General features: G+C 62.7%; 11 protein-coding genes and 1 pseudogene. 6 read left to right on the top strand and 6 right to left on the bottom strand.

The genetic code is table 11. The annotated features are described in order from the left end of the window. The 4 genes from NKI61_RS10465 to uraH all read right to left on the bottom strand — a co-directional run. Positions 1-224 (bottom strand): XdhC family protein (locus NKI61_RS10465; RefSeq protein ID WP_352839334.1); only part of this gene is annotated, 224 nt, incomplete at its 3' end. A gap of 74 nt (positions 225-298) precedes the next feature. Continuing rightward, positions 299-2,665: a xanthine dehydrogenase molybdopterin binding subunit gene (xdhB, locus tag NKI61_RS10460; protein ID WP_023694732.1), complete on the bottom strand. Its 2,367-nt coding sequence runs from the start codon at positions 2,663-2,665 to the stop codon at positions 299-301. Next, complete coding sequence (gene xdhA, locus NKI61_RS10455) at positions 2,665-4,146, bottom strand: xanthine dehydrogenase small subunit (protein WP_023703643.1); 1,482 nt, start codon at positions 4,144-4,146, stop codon at positions 2,665-2,667. The genes xdhB and xdhA overlap by 1 nt, the downstream gene beginning before the upstream one ends. 3 nt (positions 4,147-4,149) lie before the next feature. Next, on the bottom strand, positions 4,150-4,524 hold the full coding sequence (gene uraH, locus NKI61_RS10450; protein WP_023683492.1) for a hydroxyisourate hydrolase: 375 nt from the start codon (positions 4,522-4,524) through the stop codon (positions 4,150-4,152). Between the two features lie 184 nt (positions 4,525-4,708). Here uraH and puuE point away from each other — a divergent pair, with 184 nt between their 5' ends. The 4 genes from puuE to NKI61_RS10430 are packed head-to-tail and all read left to right on the top strand — an operon-like array spanning position 4,709 to position 8,111. Continuing rightward, positions 4,709-6,127 carry an allantoinase PuuE gene (gene puuE, locus NKI61_RS10445; RefSeq protein WP_023703642.1) on the top strand — a complete coding sequence of 473 codons (1,419 nt, stop codon included), beginning with the start codon at positions 4,709-4,711 and terminating at the stop codon, positions 6,125-6,127. A 32-nt stretch (positions 6,128-6,159) separates the two neighbouring features. After that, the gene (locus tag NKI61_RS10440) at positions 6,160-7,017 is read left to right on the top strand and encodes a bifunctional allantoicase/(S)-ureidoglycine aminohydrolase (RefSeq protein WP_502899889.1); all 858 of its coding nucleotides are present in this window, start codon (positions 6,160-6,162) and stop codon (positions 7,015-7,017) included. Next, on the top strand, positions 7,014-7,514 hold the full coding sequence (locus NKI61_RS10435; RefSeq protein WP_352839332.1) for an ureidoglycolate lyase: 501 nt from the start codon (positions 7,014-7,016) through the stop codon (positions 7,512-7,514). Before NKI61_RS10440 ends, NKI61_RS10435 begins: the two co-directional genes overlap by 4 nt. A 3-nt stretch (positions 7,515-7,517) precedes the next feature. After that, positions 7,518-8,111, top strand: coding sequence for a nucleoside deaminase (locus NKI61_RS10430; protein WP_023742576.1), 594 nt, complete (start codon positions 7,518-7,520; stop codon positions 8,109-8,111). A gap of 10 nt (positions 8,112-8,121) precedes the next feature. Here NKI61_RS10430 and NKI61_RS10425 read toward each other — a convergent pair whose 3' ends face one another. Together NKI61_RS10425 and NKI61_RS10420 are read right to left on the bottom strand one after the other, a co-directional pair. Next, positions 8,122-8,433, bottom strand: coding sequence for a BrnA antitoxin family protein (locus NKI61_RS10425; protein WP_023671384.1), 312 nt, complete (start codon positions 8,431-8,433; stop codon positions 8,122-8,124). Continuing rightward, a pseudogene (locus NKI61_RS10420) lies at positions 8,420-8,664 on the bottom strand (BrnT family toxin). The gene NKI61_RS10425 and the pseudogene NKI61_RS10420 overlap by 14 nt, the downstream one beginning before the upstream one ends. Positions 8,665-8,846: 182 nt before the next feature. On the opposite strand from NKI61_RS10420, the gene NKI61_RS10415 reads away from it, so the two are divergent. After that, positions 8,847-10,829 carry a CocE/NonD family hydrolase gene (locus tag NKI61_RS10415; RefSeq protein ID WP_352839330.1) on the top strand — a complete coding sequence of 661 codons (1,983 nt, stop codon included), beginning with the start codon at positions 8,847-8,849 and terminating at the stop codon, positions 10,827-10,829. A gap of 154 nt (positions 10,830-10,983) precedes the next feature. Beyond that, positions 10,984-12,570, top strand: coding sequence for an ABC transporter substrate-binding protein (locus NKI61_RS10410; RefSeq protein WP_023671387.1), 1,587 nt, complete (start codon positions 10,984-10,986; stop codon positions 12,568-12,570). Positions 12,571-12,576: the final 6 nt, after the last annotated feature.

Raw genomic sequence — 12,576 nt, 5'->3', positions numbered from 1 at the left:
CCCCACAAGGGGGAGGGTGAAGACCCCACCATCTGCCTCGCCTTGTCGATCGCCATGTACTCGAGCTGACCGCCGCCGATCGTGCCAAAAATCGCCGCCTGCGATACGAGCATGAAGGCGCCCTTCTCGCGCGGGGTCGAGCCTTTGGTGCCGGCCACTTCGACCAGAGCAAGCCGGCCGGCGCTGGCGAGAAAAGCTCTGAGCCTTTGCACTTTCGACTTCATATTTCGCATTCCCGTACGGGAAATATAGGGTTTTTCAGTCTGAATTGCACGTTTTGCCAGAATCCAGGTCAGAGTCAGGCGCTATTCTTGGCTTCACCCTTCAGCCGTTCGATCGCCATCAGCACCCGTTCTGGTGTTGCAGGAGCGTCGAGACGCGGACAGACCTTATGATCGGCCACACTTGCCACCGCGTCCGACAGCGCATGCAGCACAGACATGCCGAGCGGGAAGGGCGGTTCGCCGACCGCCTTGGAACGGTGCACCGTCGGCTCGTTGGCCTCCGGCCAGTCGGCCAGCGTGACGTTGAATATCTTCGGCCGGTCGGACGCGAGCGGGATCTTATAGGTCGACGGCGCATGCGTGCGCAGCCGGCCCTTGTCGTCCCACCACAGCTCCTCCGTCGTCAGCCAGCCCATGCCCTGGATGAAGCCGCCCTCGATCTGGCCGAGATCGATGGCGCGGTTCAGCGAGCGGCCGGTTTCATGCAATATGTCGGTGCGCTCGACGACATATTCGCCGGTCAGCGTGTCGACCGAGACTTCCGAGCACGAGGCGCCATAGGCGAAATAATAGAACGGACGGCCCTCGCCCTTGTCACGGTTCCAGTGGATTTTCGGAGTCTTGTAAAAACCCGCCGCCGACAGTTGGATGCGGGCCATATAGGCCTGCTTGACAAGGTCGGTGAAGGCGATCTCCTGGTTGCCGATGCGCACCCGGTTGGGCAGGAAAAGCACCTGCTCGCGCGGCACCTGGTATTTTTCGGCGGCGAAGTCGGTCAGCCGTTCCTTGATCTGGCGGGCGCCGTTCTGCGCCGCCATGCCGTTGAGGTCGGTGCCGGACGACGCCGCGGTGGCCGAAGTGTTGGGCACCTTGCCGGTGGTCGTCGCGGTGATCTTGACCTGGTCGAGGTCGATCTGGAACTCTTCCGCCACCACCTGCGCCACCTTGACGTAGAGGCCTTGCCCCATCTCGGTGCCGCCGTGATTCAGATGCACCGAACCGTCTGTGTAGACATGCACCAGCGCGCCGGCCTGGTTGTAGTGGGTGGCTGTGAAAGAGATGCCGAATTTGACCGGCGTCAGCGCCAGGCCGCGCTTGATGAAGCGGCTGTTGGCGTTGAAGGCCTGGATGATGCGGCGGCGCCCCGCATAGTCGGCGCTCGCCTCCAGCTCGGCGACGATGCGGTGGATGATGTTGTCCTCGACCGTCTGGTGATAAGGGGTGACGTTGCGGCCCCCGTCTTTATCACCACTGGTGCCATAAAAATTCTGCTTGCGGATTTCGAGCGGGTCCTTGCCGACGGCAAAGGCAACCTCGTCGATGACCCGTTCGGCGCCGACCATGCCCTGCGGGCCGCCGAAGCCGCGAAACGCCGTGTTCGACACGGTGTTGGTGTAAAGCGGCGCCGATTGCGCATGCACCGCCGGCCAGAAATAGGTGTTGTCGCAATGGAACAGCGCGCGGTCGGTGACCGGTCCGGACAGGTCCGAGGAAAAGCCGCAACGCGCCGCGAACATGAAATCGACGCCTAAAATGTTGCCGTCGTCGTCGAAGCCAACGTCGTAGTCGACAAGGAAATCATGGCGCTTGCCGGTGGCGATCATGTCGTCGTCGCGGTCGGGCCGGATTTTTACCGCGCGATGGTGTTTCTTGGCGGCGATCGCAGCCAATGCCGCAAACTGGTTGCCTTGCGTCTCCTTCCCGCCGAAGCCGCCACCCATGCGGCGGATTTCCACTGTGATGGCGTTGCTCGGCACGCCCAGCGCATGGCTGACCATATGCTGCACTTCGCTCGGATGCTGGGTCGAGGAATAGATGGTGACGTCCTGGTCCTCGCCGGGAATGGCCACGGCGATATGGCCTTCCAGATAGAAATGCTCCTGGCCGCCAATGCGCATCTTGCCCTTCAGCCGGCGCGGCGCCGCCTTGATCGCGGCGGCGGCATCGCCGCGCTTCAAGGTCAGTGGCGGCGTGACCAGCTTGTCCTTGCGGGGGTCGAGGTCGCCAATGTCGGTGACGAAAGGCAATGGACTGTATTCGACCTTGGCCAGCCGGGTGGCGCGGCGCGCCTGTTCGCGCGTCTTGGCAATAACGCAGAAGATCGGCTGACCATAAAACTGCACCTTGTCGTCGGCCAGCACCGGCTCGTCGTGTCGACCGGTCGGCGAAATGTCATTTTCGCCCGGAACGTCCTTGGCCGTCAGCACATCGACGACGCCCGGCGCCGCGCGCACCGCCGACAGATCCATTTTGCTGATCGTCGCATGCGTCGCCGTGGACAGGCCGAGGCAGCCATGCAGCATGCCCGCCGGTTCCGGCATATCGTCGATATAGACCGCGCTGCCGCTGACATGCTTGTGCGCGGAATCGTGGCGCTGGTCGGCGGCGACGCCACCGGAAATCTTCTGCGCCTTGAGATCTGGAGAGGCGTGCTTGTTCATCAGGCCGCCTCGTTGCGGGACACCTGGAACGGCGCCTTGCTGCCGCTGGTTTCGGCAAAAAAGCGCAGCAGCAGGTTCCTGGCCGCCAGCGCCCGGTATTCGGCCGATGCCCGCATATCGGTCAGCGGGGTGAAATCGCCGGCATATTCAGCCATGGCCGCTTCCACCGTTGTCTCCGTCCACGGCTTGCCGAGCAGCGCTTTTTCGACACCGAAAGCCCGCTTCGGGGTGGCCGCCATGCCGCCATAGGCGATGCATATATCGGCCACGGTTCCGTCCTTGGCCAGGTCGAGGAAAAAGGCGCCAAGGGCTGCGGTGATGTCCTCGTCGCGGCGCTTGGTGATCTTGTAGACGGCAAACTTCGTGCCCTTGGCCGGCACGGGAACGTGCACGGCCTCGACGAATTCGCCTGGCTGCCGGTCCTGCTTGCCATAGGCGATGAAGAAATCCTCGAGCGCGATGGTGCGCCGCTTCTTGCCGCGGCGCAGCGTCAGTTGCGCACCAAGCGCGATCAGGGGCGGCGGCGTGTCGCCGATCGGCGAGCCATTGGCGATGTTGCCGCCGATGGTGCCCATGTTTCGTACCTGTTCGCCGCCGATGCGGTCGAACAATGGCCCGAGCGCGGGGATGCGCTTGGCCAGTGTCGCGAAGGCGTCGGTGTAGGTGACGCCGGCGCCGATGGTGATGACGTCATTGTCTTCGGAGATCGCGCACAGCCCCTCGAGATTGCCGATGAAGACTACCGGTGAGATGTCGCGCATGTGCTTGGTGACCCATAGGCCGACGTCGGTCGAGCCGGCGACAACAGTGGCGCCGGGCTCCTTGTCCAGTACAGCGGCGAAATCGTCGACGTCAGCCGGCACAACCAGCCGCTGCTTGCCGGCGCCGATTTCGACGCGGGCACCGTCATGCATAGCCTCGAGCTTGGCGGTGATCGCCTTGCGCTCGGCCGCCAGCGGATCCTTCGCCGCCTTGCCGTAGCTGGAGATGGCACGCGCGGCGCGCATGATTGCCTCATAGCCGGTGCAGCGGCAAAGATTGCCTTGCAAGGCCTTCTCGATCGCCGCATTCGACGGGTCCGGCGACTTCATCCACAGGCCGTAGAGCGACATGACGAAGCCCGGCGTGCAGAAGCCGCATTGCGAAGCGTGGAAATCGACCATCGCCTGCTGCACCGGATGCAATTGGCCAGGCGCGCCGCGCAGATGCTCGACGGTGACGACATGGGTGCCGTCGAGCGAACCGAGGAAACGGATGCAGGCGTTGACGCTTTCATAAACCAGCTTGCCGGCGGACAATTTTCCGACCAGGACCGTGCAGGCGCCGCAATCGCCCTCGGCGCAGCCTTCCTTGGTGCCGCGCAGCGAGCGGTCGAGCCGCAGCCAGTCGAGCAAGGTCGCGTCGGGCGCCACCGACGACAGCGCGACATCCCTGCCATTGAGGATGAAGCGGATCTCGTTGCGTAGTGTGATCTTGGCCATGCGTCAGCTCCCCCTGTAGGTCGAGTAGCCGTAAGGAGAGATAAGCAACGGCACGTGATAATGCACGGATTCCGCCATGCCGAAGCGGATCGGCACACTGTCGAGGAAGGCCGGTTCCGGCAGTTTGGTGCCCTGGCCGCGTAGATAGTCACCGGCGGCGAACACCAGTTCGTATTCGCCGAGGCGAAATTCCGCTCCTGCCAGCAGCGGCGCATCGCAGCGGCCGTCGGCATTTGTGACGATGGTCTTCAAATGTATCCGCGCGTCGCTCTCAAGATGATAAAGCGCGATCGACAGGCCCGCCGCCGGCTTGCCGGTCGCGGTGTCGAGCACATGCGTCGTCAGACGTCCGCCATCGGCTCTCGACGTTTCTGCCACTGGCGCCTCCCATTTCCGATACAGCCGAACAAAGCAGTGAATTGTGCGCCAATTAAAGGCGATGCATAAGTCCCGGTCGAGCGGAGTGGCACAAAAACACTTTCAAAAATTTCGGGGGAATGCGCGAGCAACCCTTTCGACTATCCTGATCACAACTTCCGGCAGCGTCCGGCGGGGAGGGGCAATGCGTTACTCTAGAGACATGCGCGGCTACGGAGCCAATCCGCCGGATCCGAAATGGCCGGGCGGTGCGCATGTGGCCGTCCAATTCGTCGTCAACTACGAGGAAGGCGGCGAGAACTGCGTGCTGCACGGCGACAAGGCCTCGGAAGCCTTTCTGTCGGAAATCGTCGGCGCCGCGCCCTGGGTCGGCCAGCGCCACTGGAACATGGAATCGATCTACGAATATGGCGCGCGGGCAGGCTTCTGGCGGCTGCTGCGCCTGTTCAGCGAGGCGCAAGTGCCGGTGACCTGCTACGGGGTCGCCACAGCACTGGCCCGGTCGCCCGACCAGGTGGCGGCGATGCAGGAGGCCGGCTGGGAAATGGCCTCGCACGGGCTGAAATGGATCGACTACCGCGACCACAGCGCCGAGGACGAGCGCCGCGACCTCGAAGCGGCGATCAAGCTGCACTACGAGGTGACAGGCCAACGGCCGACCGGCTGGTACACCGGCCGCACCTCGGTCAATACGGTGCGGTTGGTGGCCGAAGAGGGCGGCTTCGACTATGTGTCGGACACTTATGACGACGAACTGCCCTACTGGTTCGAGCACAGCGGCGGCGCGCAACTCGTCATCCCCTACACGCTCGATGCCAACGACATGCGTTTCGCCACGCCGCAGGGATTCAATTCCGGCGACCAGTTCTTCTCCTATTTGAAGGACAGTTTCGACACGCTCTATGCCGAGGGCAAAGCGGGCCGGCCGCGGATGATGAATATCGGCCTGCATTGCCGCCTCGTCGGACGTCCCGGGCGGGTGGCGGCGCTGAAGCGCTTCGTCGACTATGTCAGATCGCACGACAAGGTCTGGCTGGCACGGCGCGTCGATATCGCCAGGCACTGGCAGGAGAACCACCCCTACCAGCCGGCGGCGCTCAAGCCGTCGAAGATGGCGTTCGAGACCTTCGTCGACACTTTCGGCGGCGTGTTCGAACATTCGCCCTGGGTCGCCGAACGTGCCTATGAGCTGGAGCTTGGGCCGGCGCATGACAGCGCCGGCGGCCTGCACAATGCGCTCTGCCGCGTCTTCCGCGCCGCCAGCGAAACCGAGCGGATCGGCGTCCTCAACGCCCATCCCGATCTCGCTGGCAAACTGGCCGAAGCGAGACGCCTCACTGCGGAATCCACACGCGAGCAGGCCTCCGCCGGCCTCGACGCGCTGACCGACAAGGAGCGCGAGCTGTTTTCCAAGCTCAACGCCGCTTACGTCACCACCTTCGGCTTTCCCTTCATCATCGCGGTGCGGGGCAAGACCAAGGAGGAGATCCTCGCCGAGTTCGAGGCGCGCATCGGCAACAGCCGTGGCGTAGAACTCGATACCGCCTGCAAACAGGTTGAGCGCATCGCGCTGCTCCGCCTGAAAGACATGCTCCCGCTCTAATGAAATGACTGAGGGGTCAGGACCCAATGGATATGATCAAGACTGACCAGAAAACCTATTATGCACCGCATGGCGGCCATCCCGGCCAAAATGAGCTTTTGACCGGCCGCGCCGTCTTCACCGAAGCCTATGCCGTCATACCGAAGGGAGTGATGCAGGACATCGTCACCAGCCCACTGCCGTTCTGGGACGAGACCAGGGCCTGGATCATCGCCAGGCCGCTTTCGGGTTTCGCCGAGACATTTTCGCAGTACATCGTCGAGGTTTTGCCTGGCGGCGGCAGCGACCGGCCCGAGCCGGACGCCGGCGCCGAGGGCGTGCTGTTCGTGGTTGAGGGCGAGTTGACCGTTTCGCTGGCCGGCAAGAAACATGTGCTGCAAGCCGGCGGTTTTGCCTTCCTGCCGCCGGACAGCGGCTGGACGGTGCGCAACGAAGGTCGCGACGCCGTACGCTTCCACTGGATCAGGAAGGCCTATGAGGCCGTCGACGGCATCGACGCGCCGGAAGTCCTGTTCAGCAGTGACCAGCAAATGGCGCCGACGCCGATGCCCGGCACCGAGGGTCGCTGGGCGACGACCCGTTTCGTCGATCCAGCCGACATGCGCCACGACATGCATGTCACCATCGTTACGCTCGAGCCTGGCGCCGTCATCCCGTTTGCCGAGACGCATGTCATGGAGCACGGGCTCTATGTCTTGGAAGGCAAGGCGGTCTACCGCCTCAACCAGGACTGGGTCGAGGTCGAGGCCGGCGACTTCATGTGGCTGCGCGCCTTCTGCCCGCAGGCCTGCTACGCGGGCGGCCCAGGCAAATTCCGCTATCTCCTTTACAAGGACGTCAACCGGCACGCCAAGCTCGGCGGGGCGGGCTTTGGCGGTCGCGCGCGGTGACCCGCATCACAGCGCGGCCGCTGACCCGCGAAAGCTTTGCCGGCTTCGGCGATGTCATCGACATGGGCGGCGGCAATCACTACCCGATCAATGGCGGCAAGACCGAGCGCTACCACGATCTCGCCACCGCTGAAGCCGCGGGACCGAATGCCCGCGTGCTGATCTCGATGGCGCGCGGCACGCCTTACGACCTGCCGCTGAAGCTGACCATGGTCGAGCGCCATCCCTTAGGCAGCCAGGCGTTCATCCCGCTGTCACCGCGGCCTTTCCTGGTCGTCGTCTGCCATGACGGCAAGGACGGTCCGGGCGAGCCGCACGCCTTCATCACCGCACCCGGGCAAGGCGTCAACTATCCGCGCAATCTCTGGCACGGCGTGCTGACGCCGCTCGGCGAAGCGCAGGATTTCGTCATCGTCGACCGCGGCGGTGACGGCTCCAACCTCGAAGAGTTCCATTTCTCGCACCCCTACGAAGTCCATCTCCCCAACGAGACCTGAGAAATGACCGACATATCGCTGATCGACCGCCTGCTCGATGTCATCGAGCACGACATCGTGCCGAAAACGGCAGAGGGCGTGGCCCATGGGAACAAGCTGTTCGGCGCCGCCATCCTGCGGAAGGGCGACCGCTCGCTGGTGCTGGCCGAAACCAACAACGAGATGGAAAATCCGCTCTGGCATGGCGAGGTGCACTGCCTGAAGCGTTTCTATGAAATGCCGAAAGCCGAGCGCGTCGACACCAAGGACGCCATCTTCATCGCCACGCATGAGCCCTGCTCGCTCTGCCTGTCGGCGATCACCTGGACCGGCTTCGACAATTTCTACTACCTCTTCAGCCACGAGGATTCACGCGACAGCTTTGCGATCCCGCACGATCTGAAAATCCTGAAAGAGGTCTTCACTCTTGATCCCGGCGGCTACAATGCCGAGAACGCTTATTGGAAGAGTTTTTCCATTCGCAGGCTGGTGCGGACGCTGCCCGAGGCCGAGCGCGGCCGGCTTGAGGCAAGGATCGGCAATATTTCCGCCCGCTACGACGAACTGTCCGGCGCTTATCAGGCGCGCAAGGCCGAAAACGACATTCCGCTGAACTGACGCGGATTGCCTAGCCTACCTTCGCGTTTTTCAGCACCTCGTTGATCCTGGCTTGCCAGCCCTTGCCGGTCGCCTTGAATTTACTGATGACATCCTGATCCAGACGGATGGACACGACTTGCTTAGGCTTCTCCACGGCTGGCCGGCCACGAGCACGCCTTATGCTCTCGAAAAGTTCTGGAAACACTTCCGCGAAAGGCCTGGCTTGCGCCAACTGTTCGTCTGTCGTCTCCGCATCGTCGGGATCATCAACAATTTGTCTTTGAATTTCCACTTCCTCCGCATCGGTAAGCGGTCGAACACGCGATTTAGGATTGTTCATATACTGACCTTTCCTTTCGGCTGGCACGGCGCATCGAGATCACCTCCGAACCAAGCGGCTTCAAAATCACGGCCAGGATGATCTCTCCGAATTCGCCAATCGCCTTGAACCGGTCGGCCTTGGCTGGAAGGACGGTTGAAGTCGCAAAAAAACTCAATCGAGTTCGGCAAAATCGAGACCCCGGCTGTCCAGGTTCGTCACGCGCTTTGGCTCATCCCAAACGATTTTCAGGCGAAACCATCCTCATTACGTTGGGTTCAGTTAATAAATGTAATACATTAATTATAATCCTGCAACATCAGGGCAAAACAATCGGGCTACATATCGTGGCGTCGTCGCGGCGACACCGGCCGTCGCCCGTTTGACTTCATGACATGCCCGCTTCATGCGTCACTGACATCCTGGAGCATCGCATGAAAACCATCACCGAATTTCCCCGCAAGGTCGTCGAATTCCCCGATATGGGCATCGTCATGCCGGATGGTTGCCGGCTGTCGGCGCGGGTGTGGATGCCGGACGATGCGAGCGAGGATCCGGTACCGGCAATCCTTGAGCACCTGCCCTATCGAAAGCGCGACGGCACCATCTTTCGCGATCAACTGACGCATCCCTATTTTGCCGGCCACGGCTACGCCTCGATCCGCGTCGACATGCGCGGCAATGGCGATTCCGAAGGTCTGATGGACGACGAATATTCCGAGCAGGAATTGCAGGACGCCTGCGATGTGATTGCCTGGGCGGCAGCACAGCCCTGGTGCAACGGCAGTGTCGGCATGATGGGCATTTCCTGGGGTGGCTTCAACTGCCTGCAGGTGGCGGCCAAGCAGCCGCCGGCGCTGAAGGCGGTGATCAGCCTGTGCTCGACCGTCGACCGCTACGCCGATGACATCCACTACAAGGGCGGCTGCCTTTTGACGGAAAATTTCGGCTGGGCCTCGACCATGTTGTCCTATTCGTCGCGACCGCCGGATCCGCTGATTGCGGGCAACCGCTGGCGCGACCTCTGGCTGACGCGGCTGGAGAACCAGTCTTTCCTTCTGCCGCTCTGGCTCAGCCATCAGCATCGCGACGCCTATTGGAAACGCGGTTCGATCTGCGAGGATTTCTCCGCGGTCAAAGCCGCCGTGCTGTCGATCGGCGGCTGGCATGACGGCTACCGCAACACGATTTCGCATCTGGTCACCAACATCCAGGCGCCGGTGAAGGGCATTGTCGGGCCATGGATCCACAAATACCCGCATTATGCCGAACCCAAACCCGCCATCGGCTTCCTGCAGGAGGCGTTGCGCTGGTGGGATAGCTGGTTGAAGGGCGTCGACACCGGCGTCGAGGCCGACCCGGACTACCGCGCCTATGTCATGGACAGTGTGCGGCCGGCGCGCTGGCACCCGGAGCGGCCGGGCCGTTGGGTGGCCGAACAGGAATGGCCGTCTCCCAACATCAAGGTCGGGGCGATCGAACTCATTGCTGACGGCGTCAGGCCGGCGATCGTGGCGACCCCGCAAAGCTGCGGGCTCGCCGGCGGCGAATATTTTCCCTTCACCTTTGGCCCGGAACTGCCGGGCGACCAGCGCCCGGACGATGCGCTGTCCGTCTGCTTCGATCAGCCTGTGCTTGCCGAGGCACTCGACATCGTCGGCGCGCCGGAGCTTCTGGTCCGGATATCGTCCGATCGCCCGCAGGCGAACATCGCGGTTCGACTGTGCGACGTGCACCCCGACGGCGCCTCGGAACTGATCTCCTACGGCGTGCTCAACCTGACGCATCGTGCTTCGCACGAACAGCCGCAAGCGCTGGTGCCGGGCGAAACGGTTTCGGCGCGCGTTATTCTCGACCAGTGCGCCTACCGCGTGCCGGCCGGACACCGCCTGCGCATCGCTGTTTCCAACGCTTACTGGCCGATGATCTGGCCGTCGCCGGAGCCGGTGCGGCTCGACCTTTCAGCGGCGACGCTGAGGCTGCCGCTGCGCCCGCTCGCAAAAAGCGACGAGACCTCATTCCAGTCTCCCGAAGGCGCAACACCCTGGGCAACCGCGACAGTCCGTGCAGCGAATTCCGAGCGTCACGTCGATCGCGATGAGAAGACCGGCATCGTCACGCTGTCGATCACGGATGATTTCGGAGAAGTGCGCGATCTCGCGCATGGACTGGCCAATGGCAGCATTGCCCGCGAGAGCTGGACGATCCACCCCGACGACCCGCTGTCTGCCTCGGGCCGCACGCACTGGACGCAGACCTTGTCGCGAAACGGATGGTCGGTGCGCACCGAGACGTCGGCTGAAATGCGCTGCGATGCGCAAAACTTCATCGTCAGCGCCAGAATCGAAGCCTATGAGGGCGAAACGCTGGTTTTCGAACGCGATTTCGAAGAGACGATCCCGCGCGACCTGCTCTGAGCGTCCACCCGACTGGTCCAGTTGCGACGCACGATTTACGCCACGGCATGTCGCATTCCGTCTTGCTTACGGCTTTGCCTTCCGGTCAATATCCCTTTGGTAACAACAAGCAAAAAACGACCATAAGGTCGAACCAACAGAGTGAGGAACTCAAATGTCCAACGAACTCGAATATCTGAGCCGGCGCGTTGCGTCCGGCAAGCTGAGCCGTCGTGATTTCCTCGGCCGCGCCGCAGCACTCGGTGTCACAGCGCCCTTCGCCAATATGCTGCTTTCCAGTGCGGCTCGCGCGGAAGGCCCGGTCAAGGGCGGCACGCTGAAGGCCGGCCTCGTAGGCGGCGAATCCACGAACAGCCTGGACCCGGCTTTGTTCATGACGCAAGTGCCGTTCGCCTTTGGCAAGATGTGGGGCGAGCTGATCGTCGAGCTGTCCCCGGAAGGCAAACTCGAGAACCGCATCGCCGAAGAGATCGGCTCGTCGGACGACGCCAAGGTGTGGACGCTGAAAATCCGCGACGGCGTCGAATTCCACAACGGCAAGACGGTGACCGCTGAGGATGTGGCGGCAACCCTCGAGCGCCATTCCGATGAAAAATCGAAGTCCGGCGCGCTGGGCTACATGAAAGGCATCGACAGCATCAAAGCCAGTGGCAAGGAAGTCGTCCTGACGCTGAAGGAGGCCAACGCCGACCTTCCCTATCTCCTCAGCGACTACCACCTCATCGTCCAGCCCAACGGCGGCAAGGACAAGGCGGATGCCGGCATCTCGGCAGGACCCTACAAGGTCACCACCAACGAGCCCGGCGTGCGCCATGGCGGCGAGCGCTTCGCCAATTACTGGCAGGCCGACAAGATGGGCCATGCCGACCAGATCGAGATCATCGTTATCAACGACGCGACCGCGCGCACGGCGGCCCTGCAGGGCGGCCAGGTCAACATGATCAACCGCGTCGAGCCGAAGATCGTCGACCTGATCAAGCGTGTACCGGGCGTCACCATCCGCAACCATGCCGGCCCCGGCCACTATGTCTTCATCATGCATTGCAACACCGCGCCCTTCGACAACAGCGACCTGCGCATGGCGCTGAAGCTCGCGATCGACCGCGAAGAGATGCTGAACAAGGTGCTGCGCGGCTACGGCTCGCTCGGCAACGACTTCCCGATCAATTCGTCCTATCCGCTGTTTTCCGAGATCGAGCAGCGCAAATATGATCCCGACAAGGCCAAGTTCCACTACAAGAAGTCGGGCCATGACGGCACCGTGCTGCTGCGCACCTCCGACGTTGCCTTCCCGGGCGCGGTCGACGCCTCGCAGCTCTTCCAGCAGAGCGCGGCCAAGGCCGGCATCAAGATCGAGCTCAAGCGCGAGCCCGGCGACGGCTACTGGAACGAGGTCTGGAACAAGCAGCCCTTCTGCGCCTCCTATTGGGGCGGCCGCTCGACCCAGGACCAGATGTACTCGACCGCCTATCTGTCGACCGCCGACTGGAACGACACCCGTTTCAAGCGTCCGGACTTCGACAAGCTGGTGCTGGCCGCACGCGCCGAACTCGACGAGACCAAGCGCAAGCAGATGTACCACGACATGGCCGTGCTGGTGCGCGACGAGGGCGGCCTGATCCTGCCGATGTTCAATCAGTTCATCGATGCGACAGGCGCCAAGGTCGGCGGCTGGGTAGACGATCCGCATCAGGAGCTGATGAACGGCTACGCGCTGGCGAAGTGCTGGCTCGAAGCCTGAGCCCGG

The organism is Mesorhizobium sp. M0514 (assembly GCF_040321145.1).
Taxonomy (GTDB): Bacteria; Pseudomonadota; Alphaproteobacteria; order Rhizobiales; family Rhizobiaceae; genus Mesorhizobium.
The sequence above is the reverse complement of the archived record's forward strand: the minus strand, read 5'-3'. Positions and strand labels throughout refer to the sequence as shown.